The following is a 21,488-nucleotide window of genomic DNA, read 5'->3' on the forward strand; positions in this document are numbered from 1 at the left end:
GGTGCCGGCGAGCACCGCGAGCAGCGCGGCCAGCGAGCCGGGCTGGTCAGGCACCCGCAGCTGCAGCTGCAGGTAGCGGCCGGCGCTCACCAGGCCGTGGCGCAGCACCCGGTCGAGCACGAGGGTGTCGACGTTGCCGCCGGAGAGGATGACCACCACGGTGCCGCGCAGCGGGCGAGCACCGGCCATGACCAGGGCCGCACCGACCGCCCCGGCGGGCTCCACGACGAGCTTCGCGCGCTCGCTCAGCAGCAGGATGGCCTGGCCGATCTGCTCCTCGGTGACCGTCACCACCCTGGTCCCGGTGTCACGCACGATCCCCAGCGTGAGCTCGCTGGGCGACGGCACCGCGATGCCGTCGGCCATCGTCGTCATGGCCGGCAGCACCACCGGCCGCCCAGCCTCGAGGGAGCCGGGGAAGGCGGCGGCACCCGCGGCCTGCACCCCGACGACGTCGATGTCCCGGCCGGTCGCCGCGACCGCCGCCGCGACCCCGGCGAGCAGGCCGCCACCGCCGGTGGGGACGACGATGGTGCCGACGTCGGGCACCTGGTCGATGATCTCGAGCGCGATGGTCGCCTGCCCGGTGATGACGTCGACGTGGTCGAACGGCGCGATGAAGACCCGACCGCTGCGCGCTGCCTCCCGCTGCGCCTCGGTCAGCGCCTCCGCGATGGTGGCGCCGTGCAGCCGGACCTGCGCGCCGTAGCTCTCGGTGGCGGCGAGCTTGGGCAGCGCGACGTTCTCCGGCATGTACACCAGCGCCGGGGTGCCCAGCCGCTGCGCCGCGAACGCCACGCCCTGGGCATGGTTGCCGGCACTGGCCGCCACGACGCCACGGGCCCGCTGCTCAGGCGTCAGGCGCCACAACCGGCTGTACGCCCCGCGCAGCTTGAACGAGCCGGTGCGCTGCAGGTTCTCGCACTTGAGCAGCACCCGGGTGCCGGCGAGCCGGGAGAGCGTGGTGCTCTCCTCGACCGGGGTGCGCCAGGCGACGTCGGTGAGCAGCCGGGCCGCCGCCTCTATCTCGGCGAGCCCGATGACGCCGGCCGCAGCCATCAGTCCGCGCGGTCCGGCGACGCCGGCTTCTCGTCGTCGTCGGCGTCGATGGCCGCTGCCAGCGCACCGGTCTGGTCACCACCGTAGGAATCCGCGATCGACCGGAACAAGATGCCCGGCGGTCCACCCGGGCGGTGCCAGTCCGTCGCGGCCTTGGGATGTTTGTCGTGGCCGTGCAGATACAGCACCACGGTGTTGACGACCCCGGCGATCGGCACCGACAGCAGCGCGCCGAGGATGCCGGCGACCCCGGTGCCGGCGGTCACCGCGAGCAGCACCGCGACCGGGTGCAGCGAGACGGCGTTGCCCATCAGCCACGGCTGCAGGAGGTTGCCCTCGACCTGCTGCACCAGCAGCACGATCCCGAGCATGATGAGGGCGGTCTTCACGTCCTGGTCGACCAGCGCGACGAGGACCGCGACCGACCCGCTGACCAGCGCCCCGATGATCGGGATGAACGAGCCGAGGAAGACGAGGATCGTCAGCGGCAGCACGAGCGGCAGCCCGAGGATCGCGGCACCGATCCCGATGCCGACGGAGTCGACGAACGCGACGAGGATCTGGGTGCGGGTGTAGCCGCCGAGGGTGAGCCAGCCGCGGATGCCCGCCTCGTTGATCCGCTCCCGGCTCGGTACCGGGGCCAGCCGGACGAACCACTGCCAGATGCGGCGCCCCTCCTTGAGGAAGAAGAAGAGGCAGAACAGCGCGATGAGCGCGCCGGTGACGATCTGCCCGGCCGAGGTGGCGGCCCCGAGCGCACCGGAGACCAGCACGCCGCTGTTGGCCTCGAGCTGCCCCAGCCCCTCCTCGATCCAGGTGTCGAGCTGGGTCTGACCGATCGCCAGCGGCCCGGACGTCAACCAGTCGAGCAGCTCGCTGAACCCGGCGGTGGCCTGGGAGGCGAGGTCGGCGAAGCCCCCGATGATCGACCGGCCGGCGAGGGTCAGCAGCGTGGTGACGACCCCGAGCATGAGGACGATGGTGGTCAGCGCGGCCAGCGCGCGGGGGAACCGCAGCCGCTTGCGCAGCCAGGTCGCGACCGGGTCGAGCAGCACCGCGAGCAGGAGCGCGATGACGAAGGCGACGACGACGAGCTTGAACGTGATGATGAGATAGCCGACCAGGGCGCTCGCCGCCGCGATGACCAGCAGCCGCCAGGCCCACGCGGCGGCCGTCCGCACCGACCCCGGCACGTAGGGCGCGGCCTCGACGGCGGGCCGCCCGGCGGTGCGGGCGGGGAGCAGGTCGGTGCCGGCCGAGTCGGCGCCGGTTCGTGGCGCACGGGCTGGGGTGCCGCTGTCGCGCCGTGCGGGCGTGAGCCGCGACCACCAGCCGGATGGGTTCTCAGCCATGGTCTCCTACCATCGTCAGGGGTCTGCCGCGGCTCAGCCTACGTCCCGCACCGCCAGAACCGCCGGACGACCACGCGCGGGCAGCGGCCGGGAAGAAGACCGGCGCCCCGTATGTTGCACCTGGTGATGCCGGCTGCCTGTCCCCCCGTGAGGCAGCCGGCATCCTGCCCGTCGTCGTCATGAGAGGCCCGCTAATGTTCTTCCGCCCGACACCCACGATGGTCACGGCCGAGCAGGCGCTGTCCGGCCGGCCGCAGCCCGGCTCCCCGGCGCCCGAGCGCCACGAGGTGCTCGACGCGCCGCTGCAGGGCCCGTGGCCCGAGGCCGCCGAGGTGCTCTACGTCGCCATGGGTTGCTTCTGGGGCGCGGAGCGGATCTTCTGGCGCCTCGACGGCGTGATCTCCACCGCCGCCGGCTACCAGGGCGGCTTCACGCCGAACCCCACGTACGCCGAGGTCTGCACCGGGCAGACCGGCCACACCGAGGCCGTCCAGGTGGTCTACGACCCCACGCGAGTCTCGCCCGAGCAGCTGCTCAAGGCGTTCTGGGAGAACCACGACCCCACGACGCCCAACCGCCAGGGCAACGACGTCGGCACCCAGTACCGGTCGGCGATCTACTGGACCACACCGGCCCAGCAGCACGCGGCGGCTGTCACCCGGGACGCGTTCGGCGAGGTCCTCGCGGCCGCCGGCCACGGCCCGGTAGTCACCGAGATCGCGCCGGCGGCCACGTTCTACTACGCCGAGGAGTACCACCAGCAGTACCTGCACAAGAACCCGGGCGGGTACTGCAACCACGGGCCCAACGGCTTCAGCTGCCCGGTCGGGCTGGTGCGGCAGGACGAGGTCCCGGCGCAGCAGGACGTGCTGCCCGCCATGCTCCCCCACGTGCCGGGACACGTCATCACCGACGAGGTGGTCGAACGGGCGCTCGACGCCGATGCCTGATCGATCCGCGAGCGTGGCGCCGCCCGCGCGCTGACCGGTCAGGTACTCGGCAGCAGCACGGTGCTGAGCACCACGCGCGGACTGTCGCCTTCCCCCGTGTCGACGTAGCGCTGCAGCACCGCCTGGAGCTCCTGCTGGAGCGCACCGAGCTCGTCGACCGACACCCGTAGCGGCATCTGGCCCAACCCCATGAGGTCCCGCACCTCGCCCTGCCCCGCCGAGTCCGCCTCGAGGAAGCGGTCGACGTCCGCGGCGAGGTGGGCGAGGAACACGGCGAACGCCCGACGCAGCTCGCCGGTGCTCATCTGCCCCAGCCCCGCCGCGTCGAGCCGGGGAGCCCGTCCGCCCAGCGCCAGGGTGCGTTCGACGGCGCCACGGACACGACGTTCCCGGACGACGGCGAAGATCCCGGCCTCGATGAGCGTCGCCACGTGCCGGTAGAGAGTTGCGGCGGTGACGTCCGGCATCGCCTCCCGCAGCTGCGCAGTGGTCAGTTCCCGCCCCCGGATGCCGGTCGAGTCCTCATCGACGGCACCACCTACCGGATGCTGGTGCACCCCGCCCGAACCGTGGGCGCGGTGCTCGATTCCGCCCGCTCGCACCCGGGCTCCACCGGACGTGACCACCTGCGCACCTACGCGGCGCTCAGCGGGATCGCGCGGCCGCGGGTCGACGAGGTGATCGACCTCGTCGACATGGGCGGTTTCGCCGACCGCCGGACCGGCGGCTTCTCGACCGGCATGCGGCAACGGCTCCACCTCGCGACCGCACTGCTGGGCGACCCGCCCATCCTGCTGCTGGACGAACCCGGCAACGGCCTCGATCCCGCCGGCACTGCCTGGTTGCACCGGTTCCTCGCGGACTGCGCGGCCGAGGGCCGGACCGTGCTGGTCTCCAGCCACGTCCTCGCCGAGCTCGAGGAGGTGGCCCACGACGTGGTTCTCATCGACCAGGGCCGCCTCGTCTCCGCGGCCTCCCTGCCAGAGGTCCGAGGCGCCCACAGGACGCTGACGGAGTCGTTTCTCGCACTCACCGGAGGGACGACATGAGACGCCTCATCCACGGCGAAACCATCCGCCTCCTCGCCACCCGCCTGCCCCGCTGGGCGGCACTCCTCGCGGTCGTCCTCGGCGCCGGAATGGTCGGCCTGATCGCCGCCGTCGGCCCCGAGAACGCGACGCCACCGATGCCCGGCCTTGACACTCCCGAGGGCGTCTCCGCAGTGCTGGGCCTGCTCGGCGTCCTGCTCTTCGTGCCGGCTCTGCTCGGCACCCTGGCGATGACCAGCGAGTACCAGCACCGCACCGTGAGCACCACGTTCGTGGCGGTCCCACGGCGCGGTCGCGTGCTCGCCGCCAAGCTCGTCACCTACACCGGCCTCGGCCTCAGCTACGGCGTGCTGAGCGCGGTCGCCGCGGGCATCGCCCTGTACGCCGCGACTGCGGCCCATGGCACGGCCGTCGGCGCACCTGTTGGCGATGTGATCGACCAGCTGCTGCGCATCGCCGTCGCCGCCGCGGTCTACACGCTCATCGGGGTCGGGATCGGTGCCATCGCCCGTCACCAGCTGCTCGCGGCCGCCGCGACGGTGGGGCCTTCTACCTCGTCGAGCCCCTCGTCATGCTGCTCCCCGGCATCAACGCCGTCTACGCCCTGCTGCCCGGCGGCGCCACGACCGCGCTCACCCGGTCCACCTACCTCGTCGACGCCGTTGGCCAGCAGACGGGGACCGGCGTGCCCGTGGTCGGCGATCCCTGGCTCGGCGGGCTCGTCCTTCTCGGATATGCGGCGACGGCTGCCGTGGTGGCACTGGCACTGCCGGTCCGCCGCGACGTCGTCGGCTGATGCAGCGCTAACGAGCCGGCTACTCCACCCCGACGACGTCGACGACGAACACGAGGGTGTCGCCGCCCTTGATGCCGGCCTGCGGCACGCCACGCTCGCCGTAGCCGTGCTCCGGCGGGATCGACAGCAGCACGCGGGAGCCGATGGCCTTGCCGACAAGACCGTCGTCCCAGCCGCCGATGACCATGCCCATCCCGATCGGGAAGGAGATGGTCTGGCCGCGGTCGTAGGAGGTGTCGAAGATCGACCCGTCCCACACCTGGCCGAGGTAGTTGACGACGATGGTGTCGCCGACCTCGACGACGGGGCCGTCGCCGGGCTCGAGGACCGACACCTGCAGGCCCTCGGGGGCCGGGGTGCCGGGGAAGGTGATGGTCGGCTTGTCGCCGAAGGAACCGGAGGCGGTGGGGAGGTTGCTCATGGGCAACAACCTTACGGGTTGGCGGCGGGATCGTCCCCGCGGCAGCCACCGGCGTCGCGTGCCGGCGGCGCGGTGAGGCCCCTGCGCTCGGCGCGGCGAGCCGCCGCCCGCTGCACCGCGCCGAGCCCGCGGGCCAGCGCCCTCAGGTCCTCGACGTCGAGGTCGGCGAAGATCTCGTCGCTGATCTCGCGGCCGACGGCCTCATGCTCGGCGATCATCGCCGAGCCACGGTCGCTGAGCGCGACCAGGCGCACCCGTCGGTCCGCCGGGTCCTCGCGCCGCTCCACCAGCCCCCGGGTGGCCAGCCGGTCCACCATGCCTGAGACACTGGGCATCGAGACCCGCAGGTGGGTGGCGAGCTCGTGGCCGCCGGTCGCTCCGTGGATCCGCAGCAGCATGAGCATCTTCAGCTGCGCCATGGTCAGCGGGGAGCTGAGGATCAGCTCGGACTGCTCGTGCGCGAGAAGGCCGGTGATGCTCGCCTGCGCCTCGGTCACCGCCACGATGAGGTCTGCCCGCTCGGCCACGTGTAACCTTACTTTCGGTCAACCTAAGTATTAGTCCGTACCGAACCATCTTAACCCTGGAGAACGCGTGGGCACTCTCGCCCGGTTCAGCCTCAGCAATCGCGCCCTGGTCGCGCTCGCCACCATCCTCGCCGTCATCGGCGGCCTGTGGGCGACCACCTCGCTCAAGCAGGAGCTCATCCCGTCGCTGGACCTGCCGATCGTCGGCGCGGTCACGAGCTACCCCGGCGCCTCGCCCGAGGTCGTCGAGCAGCAGGTGACCGACCCGGTGGAGCAGGCGGCCGGCGTCGTCGCCGGTCTCGAGGGCACCACCTCGACGTCGAGCGCGAACCTGTCGGTCGTCATGCTCGAGCTCGAGTACGGCACGGACGTCACCAACGCCCAGCAGGAGTACCAGGCGGCCATCGCCCGGCTCTCCGCGGCGCTTCCCGATGCGGCCGACACCCAGGTGATCAGCGGCGGTGTCGACGACCTGCCCGTCGTCCAGCTCTCCGCCACCACCGACGGCGACCAGGACGAGGCGGTCGAGACCCTGCGCACCGTCGTCGTCCCGGAGATCGAACGGATCGACGGGGTGCGCGACGTCCAGCTCACCGGGGCCAGCGACGACCAGGTGACCATCGACGTCGACCTCGCCGCGCTCGCCGCCGCCGGCCTCGGCCCCGACGCGATCGGCACGCTGCTGCAGACCAACGGCGTCGTCGTGCCCGGCGGCAGCCTCACCGAGGGCGACCGCACCCTGTCGGTCGAGACCGGTGACCGGCTCACCTCCGCCGAGGACATCGCCGCGCTGCCCCTCGCGACCGAGGCCGGCCCGGTCCGGCTCGATGCCGTCGCCGACGTCTCCGCCGAGCCCGTCGCGGCGTCGTCCTTCACCCGCACCGACGGCCGCGACAGCTTCGGCATCGCGGTCACCAAGACCCCGGACGGCAACACCGTCGAGATCTCCGAGGCGGTCCAGGAGCAGCTCGCCGAGTTCGAGACCGTCCTCGGCGCTGACGCCCAGATCGTCGTGGTGTTCGACCAGGCACCGTTCATCGAGCAGTCCATCGAGGACCTCACCACCGAGGGCCTGCTGGGACTGGTCTTCGCCGTCGTCGTCATCCTGCTGTTCCTGCGCAAGGTCCGCCCGACGGCGGTGACAGCGGTGTCGATCCCGCTGTCGCTCATCGTCGCGCTCATCGGGCTCAAGGTCGTCGGGTTCTCCCTCAACCTCTTCACGCTCGCGGCGCTGACGGTCTCCATCGGGCGCGTCGTCGACGACTCGATCGTCGTCATCGAGAACATCAACCGGCACCTGTCCTACGGCAAGGACCGACGCACCGCGATCCTCGACGCCGTGCGTGAGGTTGCCGGCGCGATCACCTCCGCGACGATCGCCACCGCCGCCGTGTTCGTGCCGATCGGGCTGGTCAGCGGCATGGTCGGCGAGCTCTTCCGGCCGTTCGCCTTCACCGTCGCGCTCGCGCTGCTCGCCTCGCTGCTCGTCGCGCTGACCATCGTGCCGGTCATCGCCTACTGGTTCCTCCGCTCCCCCGACAGCGGCCCGGACGCACAGGCGGTCCGGGAGGCCGCGGAGCAGAAGGAGCGCACCGGCCTGCTGCAACGCTCCTACGTCCGCACGCTGCGCGGCGTGGCCCGCCGGCCGTGGGTCACCCTCGTGGCCGCCGCCGCGATCTTCGCCGGCACCCTGGGGATGGCCACCCAGCTGGAGACCGAGTTCATCGGGGACACCGGCCAGAACACCCTCAACGTCACGCAGTCGCTGCCCGCCGGCACGTCGCTGGCGGCCGCCGACGAGGCCGCGGCCCAGGTCGAGGAGGTCGTCGCCGAGCTCGACGACGTCACCACCTACCAGGTCACCGGCGGTTCCGGCGGCGCTGAGATGGCGTTCCTCGGCGGCGGCGGCGATACCACCTTCGCCATCACCCTCGACCTCGACGCGGACGCCGCGGCCATCGAGGCCGACCTGCGCGACCGGCTCACCGCGGTCGACGGCGCCGGTGAGCTCACCGTCAGCGCCGGCATGGCGGGCTTCGCCGGCGGGCTCGAGGTCGTCGTCTCGGGCGCCGACGGCGACGACGTCACCACCGCGACCGAGGACGTCGTCGACGCTGTCAGCAGCATCGACGCCACCGCCGACGTCGCGTCGAACCTTGCCGCCGACCTACCGACGGTCCACGTCGAGGTCGACCGTGAGGCGGCCGCTGCCCTCGGTACCACCGAGGCTCAGGTCGGCCAGGTGGTCTCGGCCGCGCTCCGGGGCTCGACCATCGGGTCGATCAACACCGGCACCGGACGCAGCGACGTCGTGCTCCAGGCAGGCCAGGTGCCCGCGACGACGGCGGAGCTGGAGTCACTGCCGGTGACCACGGCGACCGGCATGGTGCCGCTGAGCGAGATCGCCACCGTCGACGAGGTCGCGCAGCCGGTGAGCGTCACCCGCGCCGACGGGCTGCGCAGTGCCTCGGTCACCGCCACCGCGACCGTCACCGACCTCGGCGCGGTCACCGCGGACCTGCAGACCGCGCTCGACGGGCTCGACCTGCCCGCCGGTGTCACGGCGGAGATCGGCGGCATCAGCGCCGATCAGGGTGATGCGTTCGAGAGCCTCGCACTGGCGCTGCTGCTCGCGATCGCGATCGTCTACCTCGTCATGGTGGCGACGTTCAACTCGCTGATCCAGCCGCTCATCCTGCTGATCTCGGTGCCGTTCGCGGCGACCGGCGCGATCGCCCTCCTGCTCGTCACCGGCACGCCGCTGGGGGTACCGGCGCTCATCGGTGCGCTCATGCTCGTCGGCGTCGTCGTGACCAACGCGATCGTGCTCATCGACCTCATCAACCAGTACCGCCGCCAGGGGATGAGCATCCGCGACGCCATCGAGGAGGGCGGCCGGCACCGGCTGGCACCGATCCTCATGACGGCGGCGGCGACGATCGCCGCACTGACCCCGATGGCGATCGGGATCACCGGCGGCAGCGCGTTCATCTCCCAGCCGCTGGCGCTCGTCGTCATCGGCGGGCTGGTGACCTCGACGTTCCTCACCCTGCTCCTCGTGCCGGTGCTCTACCTGCTCGTCGAGCGACGCGTGGAACGGCGGGCCGACAAGCGCGCGAGCCGAGCCGGGCGTGCCCACCGCACCGAGCAAGGGTCGGCGAGCTCCCCCGACGCCCGGCACCGCGCGCCGTCCGCCAGCCACCCCCTCGGCACCCCCGAGGACTAACCCACCCCGCCCGCCCCTGCCCACTCTCCCCCGCATAGGTCGGTGCTGGCGGGCGGCGGGTGCCGCGGGGTTACTGCAGGGCGGGGAGGCGCTCGGCGAGGGCCTCGAGCACTGATTCGTCGCCTGCGTAGATCCCGGACTGGCGCGGCCAGTGGACGAGGACGTCGGTGAAGCCGAGCTCCCGGGCCCGTCCCACGCTGTCCTCGACGTGGTCGACGGAGTCGAGCGTGTAGGCGGCGGTGTCGAGGTCGAGGTAGCGCGGCATGCCGGAGCGGCCGTGCTCGGCCTCGATCTCGCTGAACCGGGCGGCGAGCCTGGCCACACCGGTCCACCACTCGTCCTCGGCCAACCCGTGCGTCCCGACTGTCGCCCAGCCCTCCCCGTGGGCGGCGGCGAGCGCCATCGACCGCGGCCCGTTGGCGGCGACGACGAACGGCATCCGCGGCTGCTGAGTGCTGCCGGGGATCATCCGGGCGTCGACCGCGCTGAAGTACTCCCCCGACCACGTCGTGCGCTCGTGCCTGAGCAGCTGGTCGAGCAGCTCGACGAACTCGGTGAACCGCTGCTGACGCGCCGGCCCGTCGAGACGTGGCCGGCCGAGGACGTCGGCGTCGACGCCCGTCCCGCCAGAGCCGACACCGAGCAGGATGCGGCCGGCAGAGATATCGTCGAGCGACATCAGCTCCTTGGCGAAGGTCACCGGGTGGCGGTAGTTGGGCGACGCGACCCAGGTGCCGAGCCGGATCGTCGAGGTGACCATCGCCGCCGCCGTGAGGGTGGGCACGGTGGCGAACCACGGCTCGTCGACGAGCGTGCGCCAGGCAAGGTGGTCGAAGGTCCAGGCGTGGTCGAAGCCCATCGCCTCGGCGCGCTGCCACAGCGCAGCCCCCGCTCGCCACCGCTGCTGGGGAAGGATCTCGATCCCGATTCTCATGCCACCATCATCCCCCGGTGGCGACCGGCCTCATCCGGCTGGCGCGAGGACCGCCCCGGGGACGACGACGGGCCCCGGCACGTGGTGTGCCGAGGCCCGTGGCCGAGGTTGCGAGGTCAGTTGCGCAGGATGGCGATCAGGCGCAGGAACTCGAGGTAGAGCCACACGAGGGTGACGAGCAGCCCGAAGGCGGCCGACCACGCGAAGCGCGCCGGGGCGCCCTGCTCTACGCCGCGCTTGATCGCGTCGAAGTCCATGATGAGGCAGAGCGCCGCGAGGCCGACCGCGAAGATGCCGACGAACACGCCGAGCGGGATCCCCATGATCTCGACGCTCGAGCGCAGCCCCCACGCCGCGTCGCCCGAGCCGAACAGCATCACGCCGATGTTGACCAGCGAGAACAGCGCGTAGCCGACCAGCGCGATGAGGACGAACCGGGTGAGCTTCGGGGTGACCCGGATCGTGCCGCTCTTGAACAGCACCAGCGTCGCGACGAAGGTGGCGACGGTCGCGAGCACGGCCTGGAGCACGATCCCGGGGTACATGAGCTCGAAGAACATCGAGATGCCACCGAGGAACAGCCCCTCGGCCGCCGCGTAGCCGGCGATGAGCGCGGGGCTCGGCTCCTTCTTGAAGGCGTTGACCAGACCGAGGACCAGCCCGACGACGAGGCCACCGATGGTGACGATCATGTTGCCGCCGAGGAGGAACCAGTTGACGGCGGCCATCGCGATGACGAGCGTGAGCAGGCCACCGGTCTTGATGATGACGTCGTCATAGGTCATCCGGCCGGTGTTCACCGGGCCGGCCGACGGCTGCTGGTAGCTCTGCGTGAGGTGCTCGAACTGCCGGTCGGTGGGGCTCGGCACCGGCGGGGCCATCGTGCCGGTGGTACCGCCGGGCGCGTAGCCCGGGTGCACGGGGTAGCCGTTCGGCGTGCTGCTCGGAACGTTCCGGCCTCGGCGCTTCTCGCCGAAGTGCGGACTGTTCTCGAAGACGGGGTTGCTCACGAGGTGGGCCTCCTGGTTGTGCGACGGCCGGCGGGGCGCCGACGTCCGGGCGGGTCGTCGGGGTCCATCCTATGTGCCGTACCGGCTCGCTCGGTGCGGCACGGTCTCACCGGTCCAACGTCCAGGCACCACCAGGTGTTCCCCGGGCCACACCGCCAGCCCCGCCTCATCCCTGAGGATGAGTCCGTCAACCAGCGGGGTGACGGCACCGCCGGCCGAATCAGCCCACAGACGATGCTCCACGGCGGTCGCAGGCCATAGCGTGGGACCGACGAAAGGGAGGGATCTCATGATCGAGGCCCACGAGCTCACCAAGCGCTACGGCCCGAAGACGGCCGTCGACCGTGTCAGCTTCACGGTGGCGCCCGGGACGGTGACCGGCTTCCTCGGACCCAACGGGGCCGGGAAGTCCACCACGATGCGGATGATCGTCGGCCTGGACCGGCCGACGTCGGGCCGCGTGACGGTCAACGGCAAGCCGTACGCCAAGCACCGCGCCCCGCTGCACGAGGTTGGGGCGCTGCTGGACGCGAAAGCGGTCCACACCAGCCGCAGCGCCTACAGCCACCTGCGGGCGATGGCCGCCACGCACGGCATCGCCAAGAGCCGGGTCTCCGAGGTCATCGAGATGACCGGGCTGCAGGCGGTAGCCAAGAAGCGGGTCGGCGGCTTCTCGCTGGGCATGGGGCAGCGGCTGGGCATCGCCTCGGCGTTGCTCGGTGACCCCCGCACGCTCATCCTCGACGAGCCGGTCAACGGCCTCGACCCCGAGGGCGTCAAGTGGGTCCGCACCATGGTGCGGTACCTCGCCGGCGAGGGGCGCACCGTCTTCCTCTCCTCCCACCTGATGAGCGAGATGGCGCAGACCGCCGACCAGCTGCTGGTCATCGGCCGCGGCAAGATCATCGCCGCCGGCCCGGTCCAGGACGTCATCGACGCCAGCCAAGGGACCACCGTCAAGGTCCGCTCGCCGCGAGCCACCGAGCTCGCCGAGCTGCTGACCCGGGACGGCGTGACCATCCGGACCTCCGAGCCGGGCCTGCTCGAGGTCCTCGGCCGGCCGGCGGAGGAGATCGGTGAGGCCGCGGCCGGTGCCGGGATCGTGCTGCACGAGCTGACACCGGTCCGGGCCTCCCTCGAGGACGCCTACCTCTCCCTCACCCAGGACGACGTCGAGTACCGCTCCGAGTCCGCCGAGGGCCACGTCGCCCACGCCGTGCCCGCACACCTCCAGGAAGGATCCGCGCGATGACCGCCGTCGCTCAGGGCCCCGCGCCCGTCACCGTCCGCCCCGTCAGCTTCCCGCGCGTGATGCGCTCCGAGTGGCTGAAGTTCTGGTCGCTGCGCTCCACCTACTGGGCGATCGGCGCGACCCTCGTGTCGATGGTCCTCATGGCGCTGCTCATGGCCTTCGGGCTGTCCCAGTCGGCCGAGGCCGGCTTCGACGCCGGCCTGGACGCCACGATGGTGCTCGGCCTGACCTACTCGATGGCCCAGCTGGTCATCGCGGTGCTCGGCGTGCTCATGATCTCCGGCGAGTACTCCACCGGCATGATCCGCTCGACGCTGGCCGCGGTGCCGAGCCGGCTGCCGGTGCTGGGTGCCAAGGCGATCCTCATCGTGGTCGTGTCGTTCGTCGTCGGCGTCATCGGGGTCGGGCTGTCATACCTCGTGACGGCGCCGATGCTGTCGGACGTCGGCGGCGCGGCCGACCTCGGCGACCCTGACGTCCTCCGGATGTTCTGGGGCACCGGGCTGTACCTGGCGGCCGTCGGGCTCTTCGGGCTCGCCATCGGGGCGCTGCTGCGCCACTCCGCCGGCGCGATCGCCACCGTGCTGGGCATCCTCCTGCTGCTGCCGATCATCTTCCAGCTCGCCATGGGCGCGGTCGACTTCCTGCAGGACTTCTACCCCTACCTGCCCACCACGGCCGGCGAGCGGATCATCGCGATCGACAGCCCGGGGATGGAGATGGCCATGCAGGGCATCCCACCCCTCCTCGACCCGTGGGCCGGGCTCGGCGTCTTCGCGATCTACATCGCCGTCGCCCTCACAGCCGCCGCGGTGCTCCTGCGTAGGAGGGACGCCTGAGCACGACGCGGCCTACCGCACCGGGGGACGTGCCGCACGGCGGCCGTCCCCCGGTGCCGTCCCTGCCCCCGGGCGACCTTCCCTCAGGCGGCCTGCCTCCGCTGACGGAGCCGATCACCGCGCTCTCTGCCCGGCGGCTGGGGCCGGTGCGCCGGTTCTTCCACCGGCACCCGGCCGTCATGGACGTCGTCGTCGCGTGCTGGTACCTCCTGCCGGCGATCGCCACGATCATCTGGTCGGTGGCAGGACAAGGCAACCCGCTGGCCGCCGTCGTGCTCGCGCTGGTCGCCGGCGGCGCGCTGCTGCGCCGGCGCCACGAGCCGGTGCTCGTGCTCGGCCTGGTGACCGCGGCGCTGCTCGTCGCGCTCCTCGTGCTGGGCGACGCAGTCGGGATCGAGATCGCCTCTGTCCTCGCGCTGTACGCGGTCGCCGCGTTCCGCCGCCCGGCGGTGGCGTGGGGCAGCCTCGTGGTGGTCAATCTTCTCTACGTCGCCGGTTACGCGCAGTGGGCCACCAATCATGGCCAGACGGTCGTGACCACCGGCCCCGACACCGACGCCATCGAGCTCACCGCCACCCAGGCACTGCTCGTCACCGGGTCGACGCAGCTGGCGCTGTCGGTGATCGCGCTCGCACTCGGTGCCGCGGCCCGGGGCCGGCGGCTGCACGTCGCGTCGCTGGTGGAGCGCACCGCCCAGCTCGCTCTCGAGCGCGACCAGCGCGAGCAGATCGCCCTCGTCGCCGAGCGCAACCGGATCGCCCGGGAGATGCACGACGTCGTCGCGCACAGCCTCTCGGTCATGGTCGCGCTTTCCGACGGCGCCGCGGCCGCCCTCGACCGCCGGCCCGAGCAGGCGCGCGAGGCGCTCGCGGAGCTGTCGGCCGCCGGCCGGTCCGCGCTGGCCGACACCCGCCGGGTGCTGGGAGTGCTGCGCGAGGAGCCGGACGGGTCCGGCGCCGCCCCGCTGAGCCCGCAGCCGACTGCGGCCCCCAGCCTCGGCGACCTCGTTGCACAGTTCCAGGCCGCCGGCCTGCCGGTGACCTTCGAGGAGTCCGGTCCCCCGCTGCCCCACGACGCCGGCCTCCAGCTGGCGGTCTACCGGGTCGTCCAGGAGTCGCTCACCAACGCGCTGCGGCACGCGCCGGGCGCGCCGCGGATCGCGGTCACCATCGAGCGGTGGCAGGGCCGAGTGGTCATCGAGGTGGACAACGACGACGGCGGCCCCGCCCCGGTCAGCGCGGACGGCCGCGGGCTGGTCGGGATGCGCGAGCGTGCGGCAGTGTATGACGGACATGTCGACGCCGGACCGACGAGCACCGGGTGGCGGGTGCGAGCGCTGCTGCGCTGGACCGAGGAGGACGAATGACGATCCGGGTGCTGCTCGCCGACGACCAGGCGCTGCTGCGGATGGGCTTCCGGCTGGTGCTCGACGCCGAGGACGACATCGAGGTGGTCGGTGAGGCGGCCGACGGCGCGGCCGCGGTGACGATGGCCGGGGCCCTGCTGCCCGACGTCATCCTCATGGACGTGCGGATGCCGCGCCTCAACGGCATCGAGGCCACCGAGCGGATCGTCGCCGACCACCCGCAGTGCCGGGTGCTCATCCTCACCACCTTCGACCTCGACGAGTATGCCTTCGCCGGGCTGCACGCCGGAGCCAGCGGCTTCCTCCTCAAGGACACCCGGCCGGCGGAGCTGGTCGCGGCCATCCACACCGTCTCGGCGGGAGACGCCGTCGTCTCCCCGCGGGTGACCCGCCGGATGCTCGAGCTGTTCGCCGCGCAGCTGCCCGCGCAGGGCACGGCCGGGCCGGTGGGCACCGTGGAGCGGCTCGGGTCGCTGACCGCCCGTGAGCTGGAGGTCCTCACCCTCGTGGCGGAGGGATTGTCGAACCACGAGATCGCTGCGCGGCTCGTCGTCTCCGAGGCGACGGTCAAGACGCACGTCGGCAAGGTGCTGTCGAAGCTCGACCTGCGCGACCGGGTGCAGGCCGTCGTGCTGGCCTACGAGACCGGGTTGGTGACGCCGGGCGGTTGACGCCCGGCGCCCCGGCGGCCTCAGGTCGCGGTCGGTGCCGGCTCCTTCTTCGGATCGACGGTCGCCGCAGCCACGAAGGACGCCCGCGGGCTCTGCAGGGAGCCCAGCGCGACCAGCTCGCGGCGGAAGAAGAGCGCGGTGGTCCAGTCGAGCACGATCCGCACCTTGCGGTTGAAGGTCGGCATCGCCCACATGTGGTACGTGCGGTGCATGAACCAGGCGACCGGGCCGCGCAGCTTGAAGCCGCCGACGTTGGCCACGCCCTTGCCCAGGCCCAGCGACGCCACCGTGCCGACGTTCTCGTGCACGTAGTTCACCGGCGGCTGGTCGCGTACCGCCAGCGCGAGGTTGGCAGCCATCTGCCGGCCCTGACGGACCGCGTGCTGCGCGGTGGGTCCGCAGGTGGCACCGGGGACGTCAGACGTGAGGTCCGGGACCGCCGCGCAGTCACCGGCCGCCCAGGCGCCGTCCACCGCGCCGTCGTCGCCGGCGACCTGGAGCGCGGCGTTGGTCCGCACCCGGCCACGCTCGTCGAGCGGCAGGTCGGAGTTGCCCAGGATCGGGTGGGCCTTGACCCCGGCGGTCCACACCAGGGTGTCCGCCTGGAACTCCTCGCCGTCGGAGAGCTTGATGTCGCCATCGATGCAGGACTCGAGGAAGGTGTTGAGCCGGATCTCGACGCCGCGGGCTCGCAGCTGCTCGAGGGCGTAGCCGCCGAGCTCCTCGCCGACCTCCGGCAGGATCCGACCGGCGCCCTCGACGAGCACGAACCGCATGTCCTCGCGGGAGATGGAGTCGAACTGCTTGGCCGCGGCGGTGGCCATGTCCTCGATCTCACCCAGCGCCTCGATGCCGGCGAACCCGCCACCGACGAAGACGAAGGTGAGCTTGCGCCGGCGCTGCTCGGCGTCCCAGGTCGAGGCGGCGACGTCCATCTTGCCGAGCACCTGGTTGCGCAGCGCGGTGGCCTCCTCGACGTGCTTGAAGCCGATGCCGAACTCCGCCAGCCCGGGGATGGGCAGCGTGCGCGCGACAGAGCCGAGGCCGACGACGAGCTCGTCGTAGGCGAGCTCGTAGGAGTCACCCTCCTCGACCGGCTCGATGACGACGCGGCGGTCGGCGTGGCGGATCTCGGTGACGCTGCCGGTGACGAGCGTGCAGCCGCGCAGCAGGCGCCGGTGCGGGGCGACGACGTGGCGGGGCTCGAGCGCCCCGGCGGCCGCCTCGGGCAGGAATGCCTGGTAGGTCATGTAGGAGCGGGGGTCGACGACGGCGATCTCGACCTCTTCGCGCCCGAGCTTCTTACGCAGCCCGAGGGCGGTGTAGAGACCGATGTACCCTCCGCCGAGGATGAGGATGCGCTTGGTGCGGCGCTGTCCGGGTGAGCGGCGGGCGGGCGAGGTCGTGCTGGTGGCGGAGCTCATCCCTCGATGCTAGCCGCGGCCGCCGAGAACGCACCAGGGAGGTCCGCAGTGCGGCAGCAAACCCGCGGGTTGTCGCCGTTCTCGGCACCGAGGCGGTGCGTGACATCACAGCTTCGCACCGCTCGCGCACCGGTACCCCCAGCGGGACTCGAACCCGCACTGAGCCGATTTTAAGTCGGTTGCCTCTGCCGATTGGGCTATGGGGGCAGGCACGGCCGCCGTGGCCGCGCGGAGCCATCCTACGGACGCGACGGCGGATCGGGCCGCGCGGTCTCCCGGCAGCGGGCGAGGACGTCGTCGAGCATCGCCTCGGTCAGCCGGCCGGTGAAAGTGTTCTGCTGGGACACGTGGTAGCTGCCGACGACGACGATCTCCCGGCCCGACGGCGTGACCACCCGTGCCGTCGCGCCGTGACCGAAGGCCGGCCGCGGTCGCGGCAGCTGCCAGCCGAGAGCGGCCAGCGCCCGCAACGTCGCCTGCCACGCGATACCGCCCAGCGCAAGGATCGCCGTCGTCGTCGGTGTCATCAGCGTGATCTCCCGCTCGAGCCAGCCGGCGCAGGCGGCCCGCTCGGCCGGCTCGGGGGCGTTGCCCGGTGGCGCGCAGCGCACCGCCGAGACCATCCGGGCACCGGTGAGCCGCAACCCGTCGTCCGCGGCCACCGACACCGGCTGGTTCGCGTAGCCGGCCCGGTGGAGCGCCGCGAAGATCCAGTCCCCCGAGCGGTCGCCGGTGAACAGCCGACCGGTGCGGTTGGCACCGTGCGCGGCCGGGGCCAGCCCGACGATCAGCAGGTGCCCGGCGGGGTCGCCGAAGCCGGCGGCCGGTCGGCCCCAGTACGTCTCCGCGGCGAACGAGCGTCGCTTGACGACGGCGGCGCGTTCACGCCACGCGACCAGCCGGGGGCAGGCGCGGCACACGGTGGACCGGGCATCGAGCACGGTGAGGTCAGGACTGCCGGCCGCCAGCCGGCGCACGCCGGCGGCTGACCGGGCCACCGGCGTCTGCGGGGTGGCCTGGTCGCCGGGCCAGCCGGTGCCCGGCGGGACGAAGCTGCCGGCGCCCGGGGCAACGCTCACAGGTGACGCTCGGCGGGGCCGCTGTAGTCGCTCAACGGCCGGATGAGGGCGTTGTCGGCCGCCTGCTCCATCACGTGGGCCGTCCAGCCGACCACCCGGGCGGCGACGAACAGCGGGGTGAACGTCGGGGTGTCGAACCCCATGAGGTGGAACGCCGGCCCCGAGGGGTAGTCGAGGTTCGGGTGGATGTCCTTGCGGTCGAGCATCGCCGCCTGCAGCGCGTCGTACATCTCGGCGAGCTCTTGGCTGCCGTGGTGGGCGACGAGCCGGTCGAGCGCCGCCTTCATGCTCGGCACCCGGGAGTCACCACGCTTGTAGACGCGGTGCCCGAAGCCCATGATCTTGCGCCCGTCGGCCAGCGCCTGGTCGAGCCACTCCTCGGCGCGGTCGGCGCTGCCGATCTCGTCGAGCACCTGCATGACGGCCTCGTTCGCCCCGCCGTGCAACGGCCCCTTGAGCGCCCCGATCGCGCCCACCACCGCCGAGTACAGGTCGGACTGCGTCGAGGTGATCACCCGGGCGGTGAAGGTCGAGGCGTTGAAGGAGTGCTCGGCGTAGAGGATGAGGGCAACCCTGAACGCGTCGACGACCACCGGCGGCGGCTCCTCGCCGAAGGTCATGTGGAGGAAGTTCTCCACGTAGCCGAGATCGGGACGCGGGTCGACGAGGTCCTGCCCGCGCCGTCGCCGCTGGTCGTAGGCGATGATCGCCGGCACCTGGCTCAGCAGCCGCACCGACTTGGCATAGTCCGCCGACGGGTCCGCGGCGCGCGGGTCGGTCGCCCCGATGACGCTCACCGCGGTGCGCAGCGTGTCCATCGGGTGGGCGGTGAGCGGGACGAGGTCGATCGCCCGGCGCACCGGGTCGGCCAGCGCCCGTTGCGCACGGCCCTCGGCGGCGAGCGCGGCACGCTGCTCCTCGGTCGGCAGCTCCCCGTGCCACAGCAGGTAGGCGACCTCCTCGAAGGAGCAGCGGGCGGCCAGCTCCTGCACCGGGTAGCCGCGGTAGAGCAGCGAGTTGCTCTCCGGGTCCACCTTGGAGATGGCGGTGGTGTCGGCGACCACGCCGACCAGGCCCTTGCGGATCTCGACAAAACTCATCATCGCTCCGTTCCCACGTGGCACCCCAACCTAGCGCGGGTGGGGCCGGCGGACACGTGGACCGCGGTCAGCTGATGCTCAGTGCGATCCCGTCGAGGATGTCGTGCTCGCTGGTGCGCACCGTGGTGACGTCACCGCTGAGCCGCCGGACGTACTCGATGACCTCCGCCCAGATGAGCGCGCCGGCGCCGATGACGTCCACCCGCCCGGGGTGCATGAACCCCATCGCGGCCCGCTCCTTGCGCTTGGCGGTGAGCAGCGCCTCGCACGACGCGAGCACGGTCTCGACCGGCAGCTGGGCGCCGTCGATCCGGTCTCGGTCGTAGCTGGTGAGCCCCAGCGCGTGGGCGGTGACGGTGGTGATCGAGCCGGCGACGCCGACGACGGTGGCCGTCCGGTCCAGCGGGACCACCTCGGCGATCCGGTCGAGGCCTTCGCGGATGTCGTGCCGGGCCGCGCGGCACCGCTTGCTCCCCGGCGGGTCGGACCGCAGGTGACGCTCGGTGAGCCGGACGCTGCCGATGTCCATCGAGGCCGCGGCGATCGGCACGTCGTTGCCGAGCACGATCTCGGTGGAGCCGCCGCCGATGTCGACGACGAGCAGCGGCCGCGCCGCCTCCGGCTCGACGACGCTGCTCGCACCGGCGAAGGAGAGCGCCGCTTCCTCCTGGCCGCTGATAACTTCCGGCTCGACGCCGAGGATCTTACGGACGCCGGAGACGAAGGTGTGGCGGTTGCCGGCGTCGCGGGTGGCCGAGGTCGCCACGAAGCGGATCACCTCGACGCCGTGCTCCCGGCAGGCGTCGGCGTACTCACGGGTGACGTGCAGCGTGCGCTCCAGCGCCTCGGGGTCGAGCAGCCCGGTGCGGTCCACGCCCTGGCCGAGCCGGACCACCTCCATCCGGCGGACGACGTCGGTGAGGCGCCGCGACCGGTCGATGTCGCCGATGAGCAGCCGGATCGAGTTGGTGCCGCAGTCGATGGCGGCGACGCGGGTCATCGCGGGTCCTCGGTGGCAGGGCCGGTGGCGTCCTCGCGGCCGTCGATCTCGGTGCAGCCGCAGCGGTCCGGCCGCCACCGGGACGCGATGAGCGCCAGCGCCTCGTCACCGAACGGGTTGACGCCGGGCCCGACGGCCAGCGCGTGACCGACGAGCGCGTGGAGGCACTTGACGCGGGTCGGCATGCCGCCGGCGGAGGTGCCGGCGATCTCGGGGACGTCGCCGAGCTCGGCGCGCCGGGCGAGGTAGTCCTCGTGGGCGGTGCGGTACCGGTCGGCGAGGTCCGGGTCGGCCTCGAGCCGCTCGGTCATCTCCCGCATCACCCCGTCGGCCTCCAGCGTGCTCACCGCCCGCACGACCGCCGGCGCGGTGAGGTAGAAGCTCGTGGGGAACGGCGTGCCGTCGTCGAGGCGGGGCGCGGTGCGCACCACCAGCGGCCGGCCGCACACGCACCGTGCCGCGATCTCGACGACGCCGCGCGGCACCCGGCCGAGCTGAGCGGCGAGCGTCCGCAGGTCCGCGTCGGTGACGCCCGGACCGGGCCCGGGGTCGACGGGAAGCGGCGAATCAGTGGCAGCGGCGGGCCGGCGGTGAGGCACCAGCCGATTGTGCCCCACCGGGCGCACGCCGAGAAACTCCTGGGTGTGATCCCCGACGCTCAGCCGGCGGACCTCGTCGAGCGGCCGTCCCCGGTCGCGTCGTCCCCGCTGCCGGCCTCCCCCGCCATGGTCACCGAGTCCCAGATGGTCACGTACCAGGGGGCGTCGAGCATCGCCGCGATCGCCCCGACCTCCTCTTCGGCCTCCTCTCCGACGACCACCTCCGGGTCGATCACCCGGTAGGTCTGCTCGCCGGGCATGACATAGCCGAGCCGGTCGCGAGCCTGCGCCTGCACGAAGGTCTCGTCCTGCCACTGCTCGAGCTCGAGCTCGAGGGCCTCGTTGCGGGTCAGCTCGGTCTCGATGTTCGCGCTCAGCTGGCGCATCTGCTCCTGCTGCTCGACGGCGTGGCGCAGCGTCGGGGCGAGGACGACGAAGGCGACGAGCAGCACGATGAACAGCCCGAGGCCGCGCAGCGTGATCGTCGGCGCGGCCGTCTCGTCGGCGGTGTCGACGACGGGCCCGCGGCCGCTGGTCGGCGGCGCGGCCGCCGGTCTGGTCGCGGCCGGGCGGGCCGTCGGGGGCCGGCGGGTCGAGCCGCCGGGCGTCGTGCGGGCAGCCGGCGACCGGCCGGCGCGCGCGGCACCTCCGGCACGGCTGGTGCCGCCCGCGGGGCGGGTGGTGGCACCGGCCGGCCGGTTCGCCCCGGGAGCGCCCCGAGGCCCGGTCGGACGTCGGGCAGACATGCGCTCATCGTCTCTCACCGCCACCGGCGCACCGGGTAACGCCTCGCGCGAGTCGTCATGCGAGCCATGCCGAACATGCGACCGGCC

21 protein-coding genes and 1 tRNA gene are annotated in these 21,488 nt (G+C 72.5%); 8 read left to right on the top strand and 14 right to left on the bottom strand.

Annotated elements, in window-relative coordinates:
* Positions 1–1,059 (bottom strand): threonine ammonia-lyase (locus V2J52_RS12715; RefSeq protein WP_331228099.1); only part of this gene is annotated, 1,059 nt, incomplete at its 3' end.
* Positions 1,059–2,411 carry an AI-2E family transporter gene (locus V2J52_RS12720; protein ID WP_331228100.1) on the bottom strand — a complete coding sequence of 451 codons (1,353 nt, stop codon included), beginning with the start codon at positions 2,409–2,411 and terminating at the stop codon, positions 1,059–1,061. The genes V2J52_RS12720 and V2J52_RS12715, both read right to left, overlap by 1 nt.
* 179 nt (positions 2,412–2,590) lie before the next feature.
* Here V2J52_RS12720 and msrA point away from each other — a divergent pair, with 179 nt between their 5' ends.
* Positions 2,591–3,361, top strand: coding sequence for a peptide-methionine (S)-S-oxide reductase MsrA (msrA, locus tag V2J52_RS12725; protein ID WP_331228101.1), 771 nt, complete (start codon positions 2,591–2,593; stop codon positions 3,359–3,361).
* A 38-nt stretch (positions 3,362–3,399) separates the two neighbouring features.
* Here the strand turns inward: msrA and V2J52_RS12730 are convergent, their stop codons facing one another.
* Entirely contained in the window at positions 3,400–3,792 is a 393-nt protein-coding gene (locus V2J52_RS12730; RefSeq protein WP_331228102.1) for a hypothetical protein, read from the bottom strand.
* Between V2J52_RS12730 and V2J52_RS12735 the strand changes: the two genes are divergently transcribed.
* Positions 3,793–4,410 carry an ABC transporter ATP-binding protein gene (locus tag V2J52_RS12735; protein WP_331228103.1) on the top strand — a complete coding sequence of 206 codons (618 nt, stop codon included), beginning with the start codon at positions 3,793–3,795 and terminating at the stop codon, positions 4,408–4,410.
* Positions 4,411–4,981: 571 nt separating this feature from the next.
* Positions 4,982–5,206, top strand: a complete 225-nt coding sequence (locus tag V2J52_RS12740) for a hypothetical protein (protein WP_331228104.1) — start codon at positions 4,982–4,984, stop codon at positions 5,204–5,206.
* A 19-nt stretch (positions 5,207–5,225) separates the two neighbouring features.
* Here V2J52_RS12740 and V2J52_RS12745 read toward each other — a convergent pair whose 3' ends face one another.
* Both V2J52_RS12745 and V2J52_RS12750 read right to left on the bottom strand, forming a co-directional pair.
* On the bottom strand, positions 5,226–5,627 hold the full coding sequence (locus V2J52_RS12745) for an FKBP-type peptidyl-prolyl cis-trans isomerase (protein WP_331228105.1): 402 nt from the start codon (positions 5,625–5,627) through the stop codon (positions 5,226–5,228).
* Positions 5,628–5,638: 11 nt separating this feature from the next.
* Complete coding sequence (locus tag V2J52_RS12750; protein WP_331228106.1) at positions 5,639–6,154, bottom strand: MarR family winged helix-turn-helix transcriptional regulator; 516 nt, start codon at positions 6,152–6,154, stop codon at positions 5,639–5,641.
* A 67-nt stretch (positions 6,155–6,221) separates the two neighbouring features.
* Here V2J52_RS12750 and V2J52_RS12755 point away from each other — a divergent pair, with 67 nt between their 5' ends.
* A complete protein-coding gene (locus tag V2J52_RS12755; RefSeq protein WP_331228107.1) occupies positions 6,222–9,380 on the top strand; it encodes an efflux RND transporter permease subunit in 3,159 nt (1,052 codons plus the stop codon).
* Positions 9,381–9,450: 70 nt separating this feature from the next.
* Here the strand turns inward: V2J52_RS12755 and V2J52_RS12760 are convergent, their stop codons facing one another.
* Positions 9,451–10,314 (bottom strand): LLM class flavin-dependent oxidoreductase, encoded by an 864-nt coding sequence (locus tag V2J52_RS12760; protein WP_331228108.1) that lies wholly within the window; start codon positions 10,312–10,314, stop codon positions 9,451–9,453.
* Between the two features lie 116 nt (positions 10,315–10,430).
* Entirely contained in the window at positions 10,431–11,324 is an 894-nt protein-coding gene (locus tag V2J52_RS12765) for a Bax inhibitor-1/YccA family protein (RefSeq protein ID WP_331228109.1), read from the bottom strand.
* A gap of 289 nt (positions 11,325–11,613) precedes the next feature.
* On the opposite strand from V2J52_RS12765, the gene V2J52_RS12770 reads away from it, so the two are divergent.
* From V2J52_RS12770 to V2J52_RS12785, 4 genes are read left to right on the top strand one after another with little or no spacing between them, the layout of a single operon-like run.
* Entirely contained in the window at positions 11,614–12,576 is a 963-nt protein-coding gene (locus V2J52_RS12770; RefSeq protein ID WP_331228110.1) for an ABC transporter ATP-binding protein, read from the top strand.
* A complete protein-coding gene (locus tag V2J52_RS12775; RefSeq protein WP_331228111.1) occupies positions 12,573–13,415 on the top strand; it encodes an ABC transporter permease subunit in 843 nt (280 codons plus the stop codon). The genes V2J52_RS12770 and V2J52_RS12775 overlap by 4 nt, the downstream gene beginning before the upstream one ends.
* 53 nt (positions 13,416–13,468) lie before the next feature.
* The gene (locus V2J52_RS12780) at positions 13,469–14,782 is read left to right on the top strand and encodes a sensor histidine kinase (RefSeq protein WP_331228112.1); all 1,314 of its coding nucleotides are present in this window, start codon (positions 13,469–13,471) and stop codon (positions 14,780–14,782) included.
* Positions 14,779–15,453, top strand: a complete 675-nt coding sequence (locus V2J52_RS12785; protein WP_331228113.1) for a response regulator transcription factor — start codon at positions 14,779–14,781, stop codon at positions 15,451–15,453. Before V2J52_RS12780 ends, V2J52_RS12785 begins: the two co-directional genes overlap by 4 nt.
* Positions 15,454–15,473: 20 nt before the next feature.
* Here V2J52_RS12785 and V2J52_RS12790 read toward each other — a convergent pair whose 3' ends face one another.
* The 7 genes from V2J52_RS12790 to V2J52_RS12820 all read right to left on the bottom strand — a co-directional run bounded on the left by V2J52_RS12790 (position 15,474) and on the right by V2J52_RS12820 (position 21,401).
* Positions 15,474–16,877: an NAD(P)/FAD-dependent oxidoreductase gene (locus V2J52_RS12790; RefSeq protein ID WP_331228114.1), complete on the bottom strand. Its 1,404-nt coding sequence runs from the start codon at positions 16,875–16,877 to the stop codon at positions 15,474–15,476.
* A 133-nt stretch (positions 16,878–17,010) separates the two neighbouring features.
* A tRNA-Leu gene (locus tag V2J52_RS12795) sits at positions 17,011–17,084 on the bottom strand.
* A gap of 32 nt (positions 17,085–17,116) precedes the next feature.
* Entirely contained in the window at positions 17,117–17,956 is an 840-nt protein-coding gene (locus V2J52_RS12800) for a uracil-DNA glycosylase (protein ID WP_331228115.1), read from the bottom strand.
* Entirely contained in the window at positions 17,953–19,056 is a 1,104-nt protein-coding gene (locus tag V2J52_RS12805) for a bifunctional 2-methylcitrate synthase/citrate synthase (protein WP_331228116.1), read from the bottom strand. Before V2J52_RS12805 ends, V2J52_RS12800 begins: the two co-directional genes overlap by 4 nt.
* Before the next feature lie 67 nt (positions 19,057–19,123).
* Positions 19,124–20,056: a Ppx/GppA phosphatase family protein gene (locus V2J52_RS12810; RefSeq protein WP_331228117.1), complete on the bottom strand. Its 933-nt coding sequence runs from the start codon at positions 20,054–20,056 to the stop codon at positions 19,124–19,126.
* Positions 20,053–20,655 (bottom strand): DUF501 domain-containing protein, encoded by a 603-nt coding sequence (locus tag V2J52_RS12815; RefSeq protein ID WP_491062185.1) that lies wholly within the window; start codon positions 20,653–20,655, stop codon positions 20,053–20,055. The genes V2J52_RS12810 and V2J52_RS12815 overlap by 4 nt, the downstream gene beginning before the upstream one ends.
* 59 nt (positions 20,656–20,714) lie before the next feature.
* Positions 20,715–21,401, bottom strand: a complete 687-nt coding sequence (locus V2J52_RS12820) for an FtsB family cell division protein (RefSeq protein WP_331228118.1) — start codon at positions 21,399–21,401, stop codon at positions 20,715–20,717.
* Positions 21,402–21,488 lie beyond the last annotated feature (87 nt).

Origin of the sequence: Georgenia sunbinii, assembly GCF_036421875.1 — a bacterium.
In the GTDB taxonomy this organism is placed as follows: domain Bacteria; phylum Actinomycetota; class Actinomycetes; order Actinomycetales; family Actinomycetaceae; genus Georgenia_B; species Georgenia_B sunbinii.

Coding starts and splice junctions, on each gene's coding strand:
- V2J52_RS12720 (WP_331228100.1), bottom strand. CDS start 2,411: ATGGCTGAGAACCCATCCGGCTGGTGGTCGCGGCTCACGCCCGCACGG.
- msrA (WP_331228101.1), top strand. CDS start 2,591: ATGAGAGGCCCGCTAATGTTCTTCCGCCCGACACCCACGATGGTCACG.
- V2J52_RS12740 (WP_331228104.1), top strand. CDS start 4,982: ATGCTGCTCCCCGGCATCAACGCCGTCTACGCCCTGCTGCCCGGCGGC.
- V2J52_RS12745 (WP_331228105.1), bottom strand. CDS start 5,627: ATGAGCAACCTCCCCACCGCCTCCGGTTCCTTCGGCGACAAGCCGACC.
- V2J52_RS12760 (WP_331228108.1), bottom strand. CDS start 10,314: ATGAGAATCGGGATCGAGATCCTTCCCCAGCAGCGGTGGCGAGCGGGG.
- V2J52_RS12770 (WP_331228110.1), top strand. CDS start 11,614: ATGATCGAGGCCCACGAGCTCACCAAGCGCTACGGCCCGAAGACGGCC.
- V2J52_RS12775 (WP_331228111.1), top strand. CDS start 12,573: ATGACCGCCGTCGCTCAGGGCCCCGCGCCCGTCACCGTCCGCCCCGTC.
- V2J52_RS12785 (WP_331228113.1), top strand. CDS start 14,779: ATGACGATCCGGGTGCTGCTCGCCGACGACCAGGCGCTGCTGCGGATG.
- V2J52_RS12790 (WP_331228114.1), bottom strand. CDS start 16,877: ATGAGCTCCGCCACCAGCACGACCTCGCCCGCCCGCCGCTCACCCGGA.
- V2J52_RS12805 (WP_331228116.1), bottom strand. CDS start 19,056: ATGAGTTTTGTCGAGATCCGCAAGGGCCTGGTCGGCGTGGTCGCCGAC.
- V2J52_RS12810 (WP_331228117.1), bottom strand. CDS start 20,056: ATGACCCGCGTCGCCGCCATCGACTGCGGCACCAACTCGATCCGGCTG.
- V2J52_RS12820 (WP_331228118.1), bottom strand. CDS start 21,401: ATGTCTGCCCGACGTCCGACCGGGCCTCGGGGCGCTCCCGGGGCGAAC.